The organism is Bradyrhizobium huanghuaihaiense, assembly GCF_007830635.1.
GTDB lineage: Bacteria > Pseudomonadota > Alphaproteobacteria > Rhizobiales > Xanthobacteraceae > Bradyrhizobium > Bradyrhizobium huanghuaihaiense.
The window spans coordinates 44979-62182 of sequence record NZ_VLLA01000009.1 but is presented as its reverse complement, the minus strand read 5'-3'; the positions used below and the strand labels follow the sequence as shown (position 1 = coordinate 62182).

Annotated in this window: 12 protein-coding genes and 1 tRNA gene; 7 read left to right on the top strand and 6 right to left on the bottom strand. The window is 65.6% G+C overall.

Annotated features, from left to right (window positions below; all coding sequences use genetic code 11):
• The first annotated feature begins 66 nt into the window (after positions 1-66).
• Positions 67-2175, top strand: a complete 2109-nt coding sequence (gene recG, locus IQ16_RS19545) for an ATP-dependent DNA helicase RecG (RefSeq protein WP_018642064.1) — start codon at positions 67-69, stop codon at positions 2173-2175.
• On the opposite strand, the gene panE is transcribed toward recG, so the two are convergent.
• The 4 genes from panE to glmS all read right to left on the bottom strand — a co-directional run bounded on the left by panE (position 2172) and on the right by glmS (position 6930).
• Positions 2172-3104 carry a 2-dehydropantoate 2-reductase gene (panE, locus tag IQ16_RS19540; RefSeq protein ID WP_018642065.1) on the bottom strand — a complete coding sequence of 311 codons (933 nt, stop codon included), beginning with the start codon at positions 3102-3104 and terminating at the stop codon, positions 2172-2174. The genes recG and panE overlap by 4 nt on opposite strands.
• A gap of 187 nt (positions 3105-3291) precedes the next feature.
• On the bottom strand, positions 3292-4149 hold the full coding sequence (locus IQ16_RS19535; RefSeq protein ID WP_018642067.1) for an NAD(P)-dependent oxidoreductase: 858 nt from the start codon (positions 4147-4149) through the stop codon (positions 3292-3294).
• Positions 4150-4253: 104 nt separating this feature from the next.
• Entirely contained in the window at positions 4254-5024 is a 771-nt protein-coding gene (locus IQ16_RS19530) for a DUF502 domain-containing protein (protein WP_018642068.1), read from the bottom strand.
• A gap of 79 nt (positions 5025-5103) precedes the next feature.
• Complete coding sequence (gene glmS / locus IQ16_RS19525; protein ID WP_018642069.1) at positions 5104-6930, bottom strand: glutamine--fructose-6-phosphate transaminase (isomerizing); 1827 nt, start codon at positions 6928-6930, stop codon at positions 5104-5106.
• Positions 6931-7151: 221 nt separating this feature from the next.
• Between glmS and IQ16_RS19520 the strand changes: the two genes are divergently transcribed.
• Positions 7152-7370 carry a hypothetical protein gene (locus IQ16_RS19520; protein ID WP_018642070.1) on the top strand — a complete coding sequence of 73 codons (219 nt, stop codon included), beginning with the start codon at positions 7152-7154 and terminating at the stop codon, positions 7368-7370.
• A gap of 239 nt (positions 7371-7609) precedes the next feature.
• On the opposite strand, the gene glmU is transcribed toward IQ16_RS19520, so the two are convergent.
• Positions 7610-8977 (bottom strand): bifunctional UDP-N-acetylglucosamine diphosphorylase/glucosamine-1-phosphate N-acetyltransferase GlmU, encoded by a 1368-nt coding sequence (glmU, locus tag IQ16_RS19515; protein WP_018642071.1) that lies wholly within the window; start codon positions 8975-8977, stop codon positions 7610-7612.
• Between the two features lie 174 nt (positions 8978-9151).
• Between glmU and IQ16_RS19510 the strand changes: the two genes are divergently transcribed.
• Positions 9152-10519: a hypothetical protein gene (locus tag IQ16_RS19510; protein ID WP_018642072.1), complete on the top strand. Its 1368-nt coding sequence runs from the start codon at positions 9152-9154 to the stop codon at positions 10517-10519.
• 151 nt (positions 10520-10670) lie between these two features.
• Positions 10671-11051 (top strand): hypothetical protein, encoded by a 381-nt coding sequence (locus IQ16_RS19505; protein ID WP_018642073.1) that lies wholly within the window; start codon positions 10671-10673, stop codon positions 11049-11051.
• Here IQ16_RS19505 and IQ16_RS19500 read toward each other — a convergent pair.
• Positions 11011-12570 (bottom strand): glycoside hydrolase family 17 protein, encoded by a 1560-nt coding sequence (locus tag IQ16_RS19500; protein ID WP_035666023.1) that lies wholly within the window; start codon positions 12568-12570, stop codon positions 11011-11013. The two genes, IQ16_RS19505 and IQ16_RS19500, sit on opposite strands and share 41 nt — an antisense overlap.
• Positions 12571-12896: 326 nt before the next feature.
• Here IQ16_RS19500 and IQ16_RS19495 point away from each other — a divergent pair, with 326 nt between their 5' ends.
• The 3 genes from IQ16_RS19495 (at position 12897) to IQ16_RS19485 (ending at position 16777) form a co-directional block, all read left to right on the top strand.
• Complete coding sequence (locus IQ16_RS19495; protein WP_018642075.1) at positions 12897-13490, top strand: hypothetical protein; 594 nt, start codon at positions 12897-12899, stop codon at positions 13488-13490.
• A gap of 216 nt (positions 13491-13706) precedes the next feature.
• Entirely contained in the window at positions 13707-16376 is a 2670-nt protein-coding gene (locus IQ16_RS19490; RefSeq protein WP_018642076.1) for a glycosyltransferase, read from the top strand.
• A gap of 325 nt (positions 16377-16701) precedes the next feature.
• Positions 16702-16777 (top strand) — tRNA-Lys (locus IQ16_RS19485).
• Positions 16778-17204: the final 427 nt, after the last annotated feature.

Below are 17204 nucleotides of genomic sequence, written 5' to 3'. Positions count from 1 at the left end.
AAAAAAGCCGTGGATGCCCGGCACAAAGCCGGGCATGACGAGCCGAAACGATCCTAGATTCGCCTGATGCGCCCCAGCCTGCTCAATCCGCTGTTTGCTCCCGTGACCAGCCTGCCCGGCGTCGGTCCGAAGCAGGACAAGCTGCTGCAGTACCTGCTCAGCCGCAATGAGACGCCGCGGCTGGTCGACCTGCTGCTGCACCTGCCGAGCCAGGTCATCGACCGCCGGGCGCGGCCAAAAATCCGCGACGCGGCCGTTGGAACCATGGTGACGCTGGAAGTCACCGTCGATCGCCACCGCCCGCCTCCGCCGCGCAACGCGCGCGCGCCGTACCTGGTCTATGCCAGCGACGATACCGGCGACGTCGTGCTGACGTTCTTCCGGGCAAAACCCGGCTATGTCGAAAAGCTGCTGCCAATGGGGGAGAAGCGCTACGTCTCCGGCACGCTGCAGATGTATGACGGCATCCCGCAGATCGTGCATCCCGATCGCGTGCTGGACGAGGAGGCGATCTCAAAGCTCTCCGGCATCGATCCAGTCTATCCGCTGACCGAGGGGCTCGCGCTCGGCTCGCTGCGCCGCGCGATCGCGCAGGCGCTGCAGAAGCTTCCGGCTCTGCCGGAATGGATCAGCCCCGAGGTGCTGCGCCGCTGCCACTTCCCGCCAATCGCGGAAGCCCTCACGCGCGTGCACCAGCCGGTCGAGCTGACCGACATATTGCCGGACCAGCCGTTCTGGTCGCGCCTCGCCTTCGATGAGCTCCTGGCCGGCCAGCTTGCACTCGCGCTGATCCGCGCCCAGCTGCGCCGCCCCGCCGGCGTGCGCAATGCCGGTGACGGCCATCTGCGCAACAAGATCATCGACGCCCTTCCTTACGCGCTGACGCCCTCCCAGCGCAACGCCGTCGCCGCCATCGCCGAGGATCTGAAGCAGCCGGTGCGCATGCTGCGGCTGCTCCAGGGCGACGTCGGCTCGGGCAAAACGGTCGTGGCGCTGCTCGCGGCCGCGGCTGTGGCCGAGGTCGGCAAGCAGGCCGCGCTGATGGCGCCGACCGAAATCCTGGCGCGCCAGCACATCAAGACCATCGCCCCGCTCGCCGAGCGCGCCGGCCTGCAGGTCGCCATCCTCACCGGCCGCGAAAAGGGCAAGGAGCGGCGCGAGATCATTGCCCAGCTTGCCGAGGGCGAAATCGACCTGCTCGTCGGCACCCATGCACTGATCCAGGACGACGTGATCTTCAGGGACCTCGCGCTCGCCATCGTCGACGAGCAGCACCGCTTTGGCGTGCGCGAGCGCCTCGCGCTGACATCCAAGGGCGAAGCCGTCGACGTGCTGGTGCTGAGCGCGACGCCGATCCCGCGCACGCTGGTGCTGACCTATTTCGGCGACATGGACATCAGCGAATTGCGCGAAAAACCCGCCGGCCGCCAGCCGATCGACACCCGGGCGGTGCCGATGAGTCGGATCGAGGAGGTCATGGAAGGTGTCGGGCGCGCGCTCGACGCCGGCAAGCTGGTCTACTGGATCTGCCCACTGGTCGAGGAATCCGAGGCCGAGGGCACCGAGCATCTGACCAACGCGACCAAGCGTTTCGAAAGCCTGCAAAAGCGCTTCGGCGACCGCGTCGGCCTCGTTCACGGCCAGATGAAGGGCACGGAAAAGGACCGTGTCATGGGCCAGTTCGCCGCCCACGAGATCGGCCTGCTCGTCGCGACCACCGTCGTCGAGGTCGGCGTCGACGTGCCCGCCGCCACCATCATGGTGATCGAGAATGCCGAGCGTTTCGGCCTTGCCCAGCTGCACCAGCTGCGCGGCCGCATCGGGCGCGGCTCGGAAGCCTCGACCTGCATCCTGCTCTATGGCGAGCCGCTCGGCGAGATGTCGAAGGCACGGCTGAAAGTGATCCGCGAGACCACCGACGGCTTCCGCATCGCCGAGGAGGATCTGAAGCTGCGCGGCGAAGGCGACGTGCTCGGCGTCCGCCAGAGCGGCCTGCCCGGCTACCGCATCGCGCGCTCGGAAGTGCACGGCCAGCTCATCACCCAGGCCCGCGACGAAGCACTGCGAATCCTGAAGGATGATCCCAAGCTCAAGGGCGAGCGCGGCGAGGCGCTCCGCTGCCTGCTGTATCTCTATGAGCGGGACGAGGCGATCCCGCTGATCGGCGCGGGCTAGTTAGCCCCTGCCCTTCGCCGCCCGATCTCGTACGCCGCCACATGCGCGCGGGCCAGATCCAGCAGCGGCGTGTCGATGCCGAGCGTACGGGCCCGATTGGCCATATCGCCCAGAATATGCTCCGCCTCGGTGATCGAGCCGCGCTCGATGTCGCGCAGCATCGAGGCTTTTAGCGGCGAATCCAGCGTGGTGAACAGCTTCCGGTCAAACTCGATGAACGGCGCACGTGGCTCGAAACCTGAAGCCGTCGCAACGGTGCAGCATTCCGCAAACAGCCGGAAAATCGACTGCTCGCCGTTCGGCACGGCCAGGATGTCGCCGATGCTCGCGCGCATCAGGCAGGTAATGCCAGCGAGCGTGCTGAGCTGAACGAATTTCTCCCACATGTCCTGCATGATCGCTTCGCTGGCGCGCACGTCGATACCGGGGACCTGGAGCAATGTCTCCAGCGCGAGCGCACGCTCGCTTAGCGACCCGTTGGTCTCGCCGAAGACGATAGTCTGATTGGCCATGAACTGGACGACACGGCCATCCGCATCGAGCCCGGCGCTGACGTTCGCGAGTCCGCCGAGAACGTGCGCGGCGCCGAACTTTGTGGTCAAGGCGTCGATGTGTTTCAAGCCGTTGAGGATCGGCAGAATCATCGTATCTGCGCCAACGGCAGGAGCAAACTGGCTCATGGCATCGTCGAGCGAATAGGCTTTCACGCCGACGAGGACGACGTCGAACGGCTCCCTGAGATCGCCAGCTGCAAGAAGCTTCGGCTGCACGGCGAAGTCGCCGTGCGGGCTCACGACCTGTAGTCCATCCCGCCGCAATTGCTCGGCCCGCTTCTCGCGCACCAGAAAGGTCACGTCGCCGCCCGCGCGGACGAGGCAAGCTCCATAATAGCCCCCGAGCGCCCCCGCACCGATGACAAGCACTCTCATTCGAACTCCCGTTGCAGGGACTGCGTCCGCAGAACAATAGCAGATAGCCTCCGCGACGTCTTCTCCTCGTCGTTGCGAGCGCCGCGAAGCAATCCAGACTGCCTCAGTGGAAAGATTCTGGATTGCTTCGCGGAGCCTGTCATCGGGCCGCGCTTCGCACGGACCCGTTGGCTCGCAATGACGACGACTAGGTCTTCTTCTGCGCGACGCTTGCAGCGAATGCCTTCATCAGCTCCGCATCCACAGCCTCGCCATTCGCATCCTCCGCGAGGTGCTCGAACCAGCGCGCAAAACCCTCATAGATCTGGCTGGCCGGATGATCGTCACCGAGAAAGCCGGAAATCTCCCGCATCTCCGCGACCCAGCGATAGGCTTTCGGGATCATGTCGGGCAGCGCCACTTCGAGGCGGGCCAGGATCGCCGGCTGGCTCAGTGCGAGCTCGTCGCGCAGTGCATCCGCCGCGCCCGCTTTCGTTGCCGCAATCACCATGGCCGAGCCGATGCCGGCGAGGCCCTTGACGATGCCGGCGTAGGACATCTTGAGAGCCGACGCAGCGCCGACCGGTCCTTCGACGATCCGCACGTCGAGCCCGAGATCCTTCAGCACCGCGACTTCGCCGGCGTGCTCGCCGGACATGTAGAAGGCCGGGCTTTTGCCACCTCGCTGCGGCGGAAAGCCGATGATGCCGCCGTCGACGAAGGGCGCCTGCGCCGAGCCGATGATCTCCTCGATCCGCTGCACGGTGTCGACATTGACGGCGTTGCAGTCGACCACGACCGGCTTCTTGGCGCGCCGGACGATCAGCGCGGCCAGGCGTTCGGCGAGTGCAACAGCTTCGCCCGGCGGCACGATCGAGAGGATGATGTCGGCCTCCGCAATCGCATCGTCCTCGGCGCCGATCATGCCGGCGTCGGCAGCCCGTTTCAGCGTCGCCTCGCTGCGGCCTTTCAGGGAGGTCAGCACGCGCGCGCCGTTTTCGCCGAGGCGGCGGGCCACGGCGCTGCCCATGGCGCCGGGGGCGAGGATCGCGATCGTTTTGGACATCGTGCACTCCAGGTCGAATTCCGAGCGAGTCGCTCAGATCGACCGGAGACTAGCAGAGGATGCGAGTCCTTGCGTGAACGCGGCCATCCCGCAGCGGAATGGCCCTACTCCACCTTCGCAGGCTGAGGCTGGAGCGTCGAGGCGTTGGCGATGCGCGCGGCATTGGCCATGCCCGCGAGCGCAGCCGCCTTCTTCGGGTCGGGCGCCGAGCCCGGCTGCACCACGCCGGCCGACATGATCAGGGTTGCGGCATCTTCGGCGCTGAGGTCGACCTCGATGATCTTGCTCTTGGGCACGTAGAAGAAGAAGCCGGTGGTCGGGTTCGGCGAGCACGGCAGGAACACCGAGACGTGCTCCTCCTGCCCCGGCAGGCTGCGGGCGATGTCCTCGCTCGGCGATTGCGAGATCAGCACGATCGACCACATCCCCGGCGAAGGAAACTCGACGAGGCCCACTTTCCGGAAGCTCGAGCCCTTGCCCGAGAACAGCGTCTCGAACACCTGCTTCAGCCCGCGATAGATGGCGCGCACCGCCGGGATGCGGCCGAGGAAGGTCTCGCCGACGTCGACCAGCGTGCGGCCGATCAGGTTCGCGGCGAGGAAGCCGACCAGCGTCAGCGTGAAGAATGCGACAATCAGTCCCCAGCCGGGAACGCCGTAGGGCAGATAGGTCTCGGGCCGATAGGCCAGCGGGACGAACGGCCGCACCACGCCATCGACCCAGGTGACGAACCACCAGACGAGATAAAGAGTGATTGCGATCGGCCCCGTCACGACGAGGCCGGTCAGGAAGTAATTGCGGAAGCGGCCCATCAGGCCGGTATGCGGTTCCGGAGCGGGATCAAGCGGCGCGGGGACGTCGTCGCGGGTGGTCATTCGGGTTCCAGGTCAGTCGCTGCACTCAAGCTAGGGTCTTCTAGCAGGTTTTGGAAGAGTGCAGCCCGGTCCCTTCTGCCTATTCCACGGTCACCGATTTCGCGAGATTGCGCGGCTGGTCGACGTCGGTGCCCATGATGACAGCCGTATGATAGGCGAGCAGCTGCACCGGGACGGCATAGACCATCGGCGTGAACGCCGCCGCCATGTCGGGCATGACGATGGTGACGAGCGAGTCGACAGTCGCCTCCTCCGCGCCCTTGGCGTCGGTCATCAGGATGATCCTGCCGCCGCGCGCGGCGACCTCCTGCATGTTCGAGACGGTCTTCTCGAACACCCGGTCATAGGGCGCGATGACGACGACCGGCATGGTCTCGTCGATCAGCGCGATCGGGCCGTGCTTGAGCTCGCCGGCGGCATAGCCCTCGGCGTGGATGTAGGAGATTTCCTTCAACTTCAGCGCGCCTTCGAGCGCGAGCGGGAAGCTGGTGCCGCGGCCGAGATAAAGCACGTCGCGCGATTTCGCGATCTCGCGCGAGAGCTTCTCGATCTGCAGCTCGGTGGTGAGCGCATCCGACATCAGTCGCGGGACCTCGACGAGGCCATGGACCAGCTTGGTCTCGTCCTCGTCGGACAATTCGCCTCTGGCCTTGCCGGCCGCGATCGCGAGATTGGCGAGCACCATGAGCTGGCAGGTGAAGGCCTTGGTCGAGGCGACGCCGATCTCGGGTCCGGCCAGCGTTGGCAGCACGGTCTCGCTCTCGCGCGCGATGGTCGAGGTCGGCACGTTGACGACCGCGATCGTGTGCACGCCCTCGCCCTTGGCGTAGCGCAGCGCCGCCAGCGTGTCGGCGGTCTCGCCGGACTGCGAGATGAAGATGGCGAGATCACCCTTGCGCAAGGGCGCTTCGCGGTAGCGGAATTCGGAGGCGACATCGACCTCGACCGGCACGCGCGCAAAGCGCTCGAACCAGTACTTTGCGACGAAGCCGGCATAGCTCGCGGTGCCGCAGGCCGTGATGTTGATGCGCTGAATGGTCTTGAAGTCGAACGGCAGCTTGACCGGCAGCGCGACCCGCTCGGTCGCCATGTCGACATAGCGCGCCAGAGTGTGGCCGACCACTTCCGGCTGCTCGTGGATCTCCTTGGCCATGAAGTGGCGGTAATTGGCCTTGTCGACCAGCGAGGTCGAGGCCGCATGCCTGATCTTCTCGCGCTGGACGGCGTTGCCATCCTTGTCGAAGATGGTGGCGCTCTTGCGGGTCAGCACGACCCAGTCGCCGTCCTCGAGATAGCTGATCGTGTCGGTGAACGGGCCGAGCGCGATGGCATCGGAGCCGAGATACATCTCGCCGTCGCCGTAACCGATCGCGAGCGGCGGGCCGTTGCGGGCGCCGATCATGAGGTCGTCGTCGCCGGCGAAGATGAAGCCGAGCGCGAAGGCGCCGCGCAGGCGTCCCAGCGCGAGCTTCACCGCTTCCACGGGCTTGTTGCCGCGGGTGAGCAGATCGTCGACGAGATGCAGCACGATCTCGGTGTCGGTCTCGGTGTGGAACACCGTGCCCTTCTTCTCGAGCTCCTCGCGCAGCTCGCGGAAATTCTCGATGATGCCGTTGTGGACCACGGCGACGCGCTCGGTCGCATGCGGGTGCGCGTTGTTGACGGTCGGCTTGCCGTGAGTGGCCCAGCGGGTGTGACCGATGCCGGTCGTGCCCTTGAGCGGCTCGGCTTCCAGCCGCTTCTCCAGATTCTTCAGCTTGCCCTCGGCGCGGCGGCGCTCGAGATGCTTGCCCTCGAGCGTGGCGACGCCCGCGGAGTCGTAGCCGCGATATTCAAGACGTTTGAGCGAATCCACCAATTGCTCTGCAACCGGCTCGCGCCCGAGAATGCCGACAATCCCGCACATGCGGATCAATATCCCCCAAATCGTCGAAAAATCGCCAAAACGACGCGCTCAGTTTTTAGCGAAATTCCGAGGGAACCATATACTCAATAATTATTGCTGATTGAGACAGCATTCGCCGGCACCATTGCTCTGTCTGCGTCGATGTGGCCGGCCTTTAACCCCGCACGTTAACTTGTTGTCAACAAGTTTGACCAACGATTCCGGGGTAGGAGAACAAGGCCATGAAAGGCTCATCCGACCGCAAAGGTCTGTCGTCGTCGTATCTGCGTGCCAGCGAGACCTCGGGCACGCACCTCGCCCATTGGCCGCCGCCCCAGCGCGGCAAGGAAAGCAAGCCGGTCTTCATCAAGCATAAGCAAGGCGAGCCGGCCAAGCGCGCCAAGCCGCGCGGCTGGCGCCTGACCCGCGCGATCTTCTCGGAATTCGCCGACGACGAATAGCGGCGCGCCTCACCATCCCAGCACCAGGGCGAAGACGAGAAAACGACGAACGCCCAGAACGCCAGTCCGGTGACCAGCGACGCGGTCTCGGTCGGGCGGGGATCGCCGACCTGTTCCAGCACCCATCTTCCCGGCGGTGTGACGACGCGCTTGACGAGGAATGAGATCGTATCGTCGACGAGGTCGTCGTCCATGAGCGCAGCCCTGGCAACACCGATCGGGCGCCGGCACTCGGCCGCTCACTTCTCCGGCTTCTTTTCCAGTTTCTTGCCGCCGGTCTTCATCTCGCGATAGCGCGCCGCACCGCCTTCGCGGATGGTCTGCTGGTTGCGCTCCAGCGCCATGGCATCGTCGGGCACGTCGCGCGTGATCACCGAGCCCGAGCCGATATAGGCGCCGTTGCCGATCTTGACCGGCGCGACCAGCGAGGAATTGGTGCCGACGAAGGCGCCCTGCCCGATGATGGTCTTGTGCTTCTTGAAGCCGTCGTAGTTGCAGGTGATGGTGCCGGCGCCGATGTTGGAATTGGCACCGACCGTGGCATCGCCAATGTAGGAGAGATGGTTGACCTTGACGCCGGCCTCCAGCGTCGCCGCCTTGGTCTCCACGAAATTGCCGATGCGCGCGCCGTCGCCGAGCGTGGTGCCGGGACGAAGCCGCGCATAGGGGCCGATCGAGACCTTCTTGCCGAGCGTGGTCTCGACGATGTGCGAGAAGGAATGGATCACGGCGCCGTCGGCGATCGACACGCCCGGCCCGATCACCACGAACGGCTCGATGGTGACGTCCTTGCCGAACACGGTGTCGGCGGACAGATAAACGGTCTCGGGAGCAATCAGCGTGACGCCGGCCTCCATCGCCGCCTTCCGCAAGCGCGCCTGCATCACGGCTTCGGCCTCGGCGAGCTGCGCCTTGGTGTTGATGCCGCGCACTTCGTCTTCGCTGGTCTCGATCACCACGGACTCCCATCCCTGCTTGCGGACGATTTCGACCGCGTCCGTCAGATAATATTCGCCCTTGGAATTGGCATTGCCGATCTTGTCGAGGATGTCGAGCGCGCGGCGGCCGTCGATCGCCATGACGCCGGCATTGCACAGATCGATCTTGCGCTCCTCCGCGCTGGCATCGGCCTGCTCGCGGATCGCGACCAGGCGGTCGCCCTCGACGATGAAGCGGCCATAGCCGGTCGGATCGGCGGCGCGGAAACCGAGCGCGGCAATCGCCGCGCCCCTTTCGAGCGGCGCGCGCAGCCGCGCAAACGTCTCGGCCGAGATCAGCGGCGTATCGCCGAACGCGATCAGGAGATCGTCGGCGCCGCGCGCGATGGCCTCGCGCGCCGCCAGCACCGCATGCGCGGTGCCGAGCCGTTCGCTCTGCACGAAGGTGAGCGCGTCGGGGCGGATGCGCTTCGCCTCATCCGCCACCGCCTGATGATCCGGTCCGATCACGACGGCGAGCGAGGTGCCGGTTCCCTTCGGTGCGGCGGCGAGCACATGGGCGAGCAGGCTCTGGGAAGCTACGGGATGCAGCACCTTCGGCAGGTTCGATCGCATCCGCGTGCCTTCACCGGCGGCGAGCACGATCGTGAGGCTGGAACGGGCGGTCATCGCAATCCTGTCAGATACGGCCGAATCGATTGGCGCGGCAGGCGGCGCGCCGCCCTCGTGAGCTGCCGCCTTGCTACCCCCGCAAACGCCCGGAATTCAAGTGCGACCGAGTTTTCCTGTTAATGTTCCCTGATTGATTCGGGGAAGCCGGACAGGGCTGGGCATTTAACGTTCATGGCAAAGGATTCCGACCCACTGGCGGACGCCTTCGGCACCAAGGAGACCGGCGGGCTGTTCTCCGGACTTTTGGCCGAGGAAAGCGCGTTCGACCGCCGCATGATGTGGCGGCTGGGCTCGTGGGGCGTGGCCGCCGTCGGCGCCGTCGTCGTTGCCGTGATGGCCAACCAGGCCCAGCTCGGCTGGCGCCGTGACCAGGTCGCCTCAGCCGATCTCGCGCGCCAGGCCGACCGGCTGCAGTTGCTGACCAAGGAAAGCCAGAACGAGGCCCGCCGCCTCGCCGCCGCCATCGAGACGCTGAACACCGATCGCGACCGGCTCTATTCACGCGTCACCGTGCTGGAGCAAGGACTCGATTCCGTCACCGGCGCCATCGCCCGGCAGAGCGCAAAGCCGCAGGACACGCCGGCCCCTGACGCACAGCCCGCGGCGGCTGCGCCCAGCGTCGGGCCGGTGGCCTCGGTGCCGGCGGCCCCTAACGACAAGCCGCGCGCGGCCGCCAAGGACCAGGCGAAGGAGCCCGCAAAGGACGCAGCGAAGGAGCCGGCAAATCCGCCGCCGCAGACCGCTGCTGCCGCCTCCCTGGTCTCGCAGGCGCCGGCAACGACCTCGGCGCTGCCGATGCTTCCGCTGGTGCCGTCCAAGTCGATCATGGCGCCGCCCGATCCCGCCGCATCCAGACTGGTTCAGCCCGAGACGGAGAAGAAGCCGGAGCCCACGCCCGCCCCGACCGAAGTCGCCGCGGCCGCACCAGCCAAGGCGCCGGAGGCAGCCGAAGCCGAGGCGCCGGCGATCGCGGTCCAGCAGACACGCTTTGCGATCGACCTCGGCGGCGCCAACTCGATCGACGGCCTGCGCGCGCTCTGGCGCGGCTTGACCAAATCCAATCCGGAAGTCGCCGCGCTACGTCCGATCATCATGATCAAGGAAGGTGGCAACGGCATGCAGCTGCGCTTGGGGGCCGGTCCGCTGATCAACGCCGCCGCCGCCGCAAAGCTCTGCGCCGGACTATCCGAGAGCAGCCGCCACTGCGAGACCACCGTGTTCGACGGCCAGCGGCTGTCGATGCGTGGCGGTTCGGAGAAGGCGCAAGAGAAGGGGCAAGAGAAGGGACAAGAGAAGTCTCAGGACCGGGTTCAGGAGAACAACGCCGAGAAGACGCAGGACGCGGCGCCTCAAGCCGAGACTGCACCCGCGCCCGCACCAAACGCAAAACCGGACAAGCGCCGCCGCAGCTACTCTTCCAAGCGCTCGTCGAAGCGCGAGGAGCCCGCGCCTGCACCGGCGCCGCAGCAGCCCGCGCAGCAGGCTAAGCCGGAGGCGGCGTCGGCGGGATCGACGCTGACGTCGTTCTTCAGGCGGTAGGGCTTCCCTCTCGGGAAGCAGAAAATCGAAGCACTGGTGGTCGGCAAGTATTCTCGCGGTGAATCCCGTTCCCGATTTTCTCAAGCAGACTTGCCGAAAAACCTTCACCTGCCCTGTTGCCCCCTTCCCCCATCCCGACCATATTGCGGCCATGACAAAGAAGCCCTTCCGCCTCACGCCCTACCAGGTGCAGTTCCTGATCGTCGTCGGCTTCGCATCCGTCGGCTATGCGCTTTACCTGCGCTATCTCGGCATCGAGCTCTCGACCGTGGGCCTTGCCTGCGACGCCGGCCTGCAGACGCTGATCTGCAAGGCGCGCGCGGTGTCGACCGTGCTGTTCAAGAATTCGGTGTTCGGCATCGTCGCGCTGGTGGTGGCGACGCTCAACCTGATGCGGCCGTCGATCGTGCTGCTGACCGTCGGCATCATCGCCGCCGGCCTCGGCATCGTGCTCTACAATGTCGTGCTGTCGGGCCTTGCGATCGGCCTGCTCATTCTTGGATTTGCTCGGCCCGCGCCCGCCACAGCGTGAGCGCAAGCAAGAGATAGATCGCGCAGGTCCACAGCGACTGCCAGTTGTCGCGCCCCTCGTTGATGAGCACATAGATCGCCGACAGCGCGAGCACGCCGGCGAACACCGCTTCCGCGATCGGACGCTGGCCGATCTGCGGACGGTTCAGCATCAAGAGCGCGAACGGCACCACCGCCATCGTCAGCGAGGCGTAGGGGAAGTCGTGGTAGCGCGGGTCGAACACGAAGCCGAGCGCGGTCTCGGCCGCGATCACCGCGGTCACCGCCAGCGTCAGGCCGAGCACGGCGGTGAGCTTCGACCATTTCCGGCCCTCGCGCGGACCGAGCAGATCGAGGAAGGTCGGCAGACTGCGGCCGATCACCATCGCCTGCGCGCAGAAGATCGGCGACAGGATGCCGGCGAGCAGCAGCGCGCCCCAATGCACCCAGCCGCCGAGGCCGAGGCTCTCATAGAACATCTTGTCGGCGCCGATCCCGAGCAGGCTCCCCGCCGTCGTTGCCGAGATCGCGACACCGAGCCAGGCCGAGAAGCGCGGCGTCCACGGCCGCCGGCGCAGCGTGATCAGCGCCACCGCGAACACCAGCACGCACAGGCCCATGCCGGCGCTCATGTACCATTTCCAGTACGGGAAATTGCTGATCGGCTGGCCCGGCGGATATTTCAGGTTCCGGCGCACGGAGTCATAGAGTCCCCAATAGCCGCCAACGGTCCCTTCCAGCTTGCGCTTCCACGGCTGGTCGTAGGACTCGATCAGGTTGACGCGAAACTTGTTCGCCTTTGCAAGGCTGAGGATTTCCGAAACGACGCGCGCCTGGTTGGTGCGTGACGGCAGCGCGCCCTCGCGCATGCGCCCCGCGCTCGGCCAGCCGGTTTCGCCGATCAGGATCTCCTTGCCGGGGAACGCCACCGCCATGCGCTCGCGGATCGCCTCGACATGGGAGGCGGCGAATTTCGCCTTGACCGGAAAGTCCTCCCAATAGGGCAGGATGTGGATGGTGACGAAATCGACGGCGTCGTAGACCTCGCGGTTCTTCAGCCAGAACTCCCAGACATCGGCATAGGTGACGGGCACGCTGACCTGCGCCTTCACCGAGCGGATGATGGAGACGAGATCGGCGGTCGTCATCTCGCCGCGCAGCAGCACCTCGTTGCCGACGATCACCGCGGTGATGACGTTGGGAAAGTCCTTGGTGAGACGGACGGCGAGCGCGGCCTGCTCGAAATTCTTGGTGCGGTTGCTGGAGAGCCAGATGCCCTGCAGCACCTTCATCCCGCCGACCTTGGCGGCGATCGCCGGAACCTGGTCGAGCCCATTCTCCATGGAATAGGTGCGGACGCAGTCGGTGATCTCCTTGAGCTGGCGCAGGTCCTGCTCGATCTGGTCGGCCTCGATATGGGTCCATGCGTTCAGCGGCGACTGCTCGCCGCGGAACGGCGCATAGGAGACGCATTGAACCTTCTCGGCGGGATCGATCGGCGCGCGCGCGAGCGTGATTGGCGTGGCCAGCCACCACCACACGGCAGCAATCGCACCCAGTGAAACGAGCAGAAGCGCCAGTGGCGTACGAAGAGAAATCGGTTCCGTCCTCCGCGAAGGGCCGTCGATTACCTGCTCGCACGCCGTCTGCCAAGGGGGCACTCCAGGTGGATCCTCCGCGCCCCCAAGGAATTTACCTGCGGCCGTTCGACAGAGGCCTAGGATTGTGACTTTGCTGGACAAAATTCGAAATACAGGTCATGGGACTCGGCGGGATTTTTCCGCCGCATTGGAGACCCATTTGGACGCCATCACGGCGCGTCCGCGGGATCCTGACGCGGGCGGTCAGTGGAGAAGTTGGGGAATTCATGCGGCAACGGGTGCGTCAGTCACGAAATGCGGTCCTGCGGCAGTTCGCCGCCACCTTGGCCGTCTCCGCCCTTCTTGGTCTGGCGGGCCTTAATGCTGCCTCCGCCCAGAGCGGCACGCCGGCCCCCGACCAGGGCAAGGCCGCCGCCCAGCCCGCCGACGCCGCCAAGGACGCCGCCCAGAACCAGCGCCGCACCGACGAATTCGCCGAAGCCGCCCAAGTCATCAACGGCCCGGCCGGCAATCCTGAGTGCGTCTGGCTCGGCCGGCGCGTGGTGCGGCTGATGTGGCGGGATGACCTCGATACCGCGTTCCGCCATCTCGACCTCTACGACCGCTTCGGTTGCCCCGGCGGCCATATCCAGGCGGCGTTCCGCTGCCTGACCCGCTTCGGCGGCCAGATCGATCCCAAGGTCGCCGAGACCCTGGACAGCCGCGTGCACGCTTGCTGGATCAACCCGGCCTCCCAGCCGCAGCAGGCAGCAGCTAGCGCGTCCCAGCCGGCAGCGCCGACCGCCGGCAATGCGCCTGCTCCGCAGCCGGCCGCGAGCCCCTCGCCTGCGGCAAGCCCGACACCGGCGCCCCAGAAATAGTCGCGATCGTTTCAGCTCTCGTTCAGGAACGATCGGCCATAGACGCGGTTGGCACTGCCGCGCGTCGTTCGAAAAGCCCATGCCCTCATAAGGACATGAGCCCATGACAGTTGTGAAACCGCGCGGCAGAGGTATGCTCCATTTGCCGCGGACTTGGTCGGATCTCGGGGTCGGGTCCGCTTCCCTGCCACCTCAGCCCCTTTTGGTTTAGCCGCGATGCGCGTTGTCGCCGCCGTTCTGTTGCTCGTGTCCGTGCTTCATGCTGGGCTGTGGGGAGTCTTGCGCGACAAGGAACCCGCTCCCGATTTCAGGGGGCTGCTCCCCAGCGTCTCCTATGCGCCGTTCGAAGGCTCGGCCCACCCCGACATCGACAACATCCCGAGCGTGGAGAAAATCCGCGCCGACCTGAAGACGCTGTCGACGATGACGCGTGCGATCCGCCTCTATTCGTCGACGGGCGGCGTGGAGCTGGTGCCGCCGATCGCGGCCGAGTTCGGCCTCAAGGTCACCGTCGGCGCCTGGATCGACAAGGACAAGGATCGCAACGAGCGCGAGATCAAGGCCGCCATCGAGCTCGCCCGCAAGAACAGCAACGTCGTCGGCGTCGTGGTCGGCAACGAGGTGATCTACCGCGGCGAGCAGAAGGTCGAAGACCTCATCGACATGATCAAGAAGGTGAAGGGCTCGGTCCGCGTGCCCGTCACGACCGGCGAGATCTGGAACATCTGGCGCGACAATCCCGACCTTGCCTCCAACGTCGATTTCATCGCCGCCCACGTGCTGCCCTACTGGGAAAACTTCCGCTCGGACCAGGCGGTCGACCAAGCCGTCGACCGCTACAACCTGCTGCGCAATTTGTTCCCCGGCAAGCGCATCGTAATCGCCGAGTTCGGCTGGCCGAGCCAGGGCTACAACTTACGCAACGCCGACCCCGGTCCGTTCCAGCAGGCGCTGACCTTGCGCAACTTCGTCAGCCGCGCCGAAGCCATCGGCATGGAATACAACATCGTCGAGGCCATCGATCAGCCCTGGAAATTCTTCGAAGGCGGCGTCGGTCCGTACTGGGGCATTCTCAACGCCAGCCGCGAGCCGAAATTCGCCTGGACCGGCCCGGTGGAGAACCCCGACTATTGGAAGCTGATGGGAATCGCGCTCCTGGTCGGCGTCCTGCTGTCGCTGCCGATCCTGCGGCTTGAAAAGCCGACCGCAAAGCAGGCCTTCCTGCTGTCGGCGACCGCCAACGGCGTCGGCGCCTGGGCGGCGACCGTGTTCGCGTTCTGGAACAGCCACTATTTCATCTTCGGCTCGGCCTTCGCGCTGACGCTCGGCATGATCCTGCTTGTTCCGCTGGTGCTGATCGCGATGGCGCGCATCGACGAGATCGCGGCGGTGGCCTTCGGCCGCCCGCCGCAGCGGCTGCTCGCCAAGGGCAAGCCGGTCGAGAACGTGCCGGAGAACTACTACCCGAAGGTCTCGATCCACATCCCCGCCTACTTCGAGCCGGTCGACATGCTCAAGCAGACGCTGGATGCGCTGTCGCGGCTGAACTATCCGAACTACGAATGCGTCGTCATCATCAACAACACGCCCGATCCCGCATTCTGGCAGCCGATCCAGGATCATTGCCGCGCGCTCGGTGAACGCTTCAAGTTCATCAACGCCGAGAAGGTGCAAGGTTTCAAAGCCGGCGCGCTGCGCATCGCGATGGACCGCACCGCCGTCGATGCCGAGATCATCGGCATCCTCGATGCCGACTATGTCGTCGATCCCGACTGGCTGAAGGACCTGGTGCCGGCGTTCGCCGACCCGCGCGTCGGCCTGGTGCAGGCGCCGCAGGAGCATCGCGACGGCGACCTGTCGATCATGCACTACATCATGAACGGCGAATATGCCGGCTTCTTCGACATCGGCATGGTCCAGCGCAATGAGGTGGGCGCCGTCATCGTGCACGGCACCATGTGCCTGATCCGCCGCGCCGCGATGGACATGGCCGGCGGCTGGTCAAGCGACACGATCTGCGAGGACTCCGATCTCGGCCTTGCGATCCAGGAGCTCGGCTGGACCACGCACTACACTCGCCACCGCTACGGCAAGGGACTGCTCCCCGACACCTACGAGGCCTTCAAGAAGCAGCGTCACCGCTGGGCCTATGGCGGCCTCCAGATCGTGAAGAAGCACTGGCGGAACTTCCTGCCCGGCAAGAGCCGGCTGACCTCCGACCAGAAGCGCGAATACGGCCTCGGCTGGCTGAACTGGCTCGGCGCCGAAAGCCTCGGCGTGGTCGTGGCGCTGCTGAACCTCGTCTGGGTGCCGATCGTCGCCTTTGCCGACATCGCCATTCCCGACAAGATCCTGACGCTGCCGATCATCGGCGCCTTCATCGTCTCGCTCGCGCACTTCCTGTCGATGTACCGCGCCCGTGTCGCGATCAAACCCGGCCAGATGCTGGGCGCCATGATCGCGGCGATGAGCGTGCAGTGGACGGTGTCGCGCGCGGTGGCGCAGGGCCTGATCACCGAGCACATCGCCTTCGCCCGCACCTCCAAGGGCGGCCTCAGCAGGATGTCGATCGAGTTCCAGGCGTTCTGGGAGGCCGTGATCGGCATCCTGCTCCTGGTCGGCGCCGGCGTGCTGGTCGCCTCCAACAGTTTCCGGCAGATCACCGAGATCTACATCTTCGCCGGCGTCCTGGTGCTGCAAAGCCTGCCGTTCCTGGCGGCGGTCGCGATCGCCATCCTCGAGCTCAGCCGCATCAACTCGTTCCAGTTCTGGCGCGACAGCGCGATCCGCACCGCCGAGCTGATCGGCCTGCGCCCGGTCGCCCTGCCGACCCCCGCCGGCACGCCGCAGCCGGTGCCGAACGAGGTCCGGCGGGAAGCGAACTGACGAGCCGAAGACATCGCGGCGCGGGCGAGCCCCCCGCGCCGGCGTCCCATACGGCAGTTCGGCGTGGATGGCGCCCCGCCAATCGGGTTGAAAATCCCGCCTTAAGCTGCGGGCACCGTAAGCAAATCCCCGCTCCTGCCAAGAGTTTCGGCAGCCACCCCGCTATTGACCTCCGCAGCCACTCCCCCTACACAGCGCGGGCCGAAAGCATGATCCGGAAACAGCCGGTTTTCCCCGCAACGCGAGTTCAGCGTGGCGGCAAGACATGCTTCTCGAATGTCCGAAGACGATGGCGATCTCTTTTCGAAGCCATCAGCGGCCATGGGAGCGCGTAGCTCAGCCGGTAGAGCACGTGACTTTTAATCACGGGGTCCTGGGTTCGAGCCCCAGCGCGCTCACCACAGCCAGCTCAATGACAATGAGCCCAACATTCAAATCACATCGACGGATCTGTCCTCGGTCAGGGCGACGACCTTAAACCTGGCTGTCATGTGCGAAGGAGGACGTAGGATGGGTTGAGCTCTTGCGAAACCCATCATTCGTTGCTGCGATCCGTCATCGACTTTCGGAGCGATCCTCAAGGGCCGCGGAGGCCCCCCCGACCGGTTCGCCGGCGATGGGGATATCGATAGCGGGAGAAAAACGGCCCCGGCTGGGGTTTCGTGGTGGGCGTTGAGGCCGGGGCCGTGGGGTGCTTGGACCTTGGGGAAGCTCAAGCGACTTCGAGCCTACTCACAGATCGAAGCGCGTTCTGTTCGCTTCACAACATTGTCGGTACTGTTACGGACAGGAATAGCAAACTCTTGCGCAACGAATGACCGAACGAGG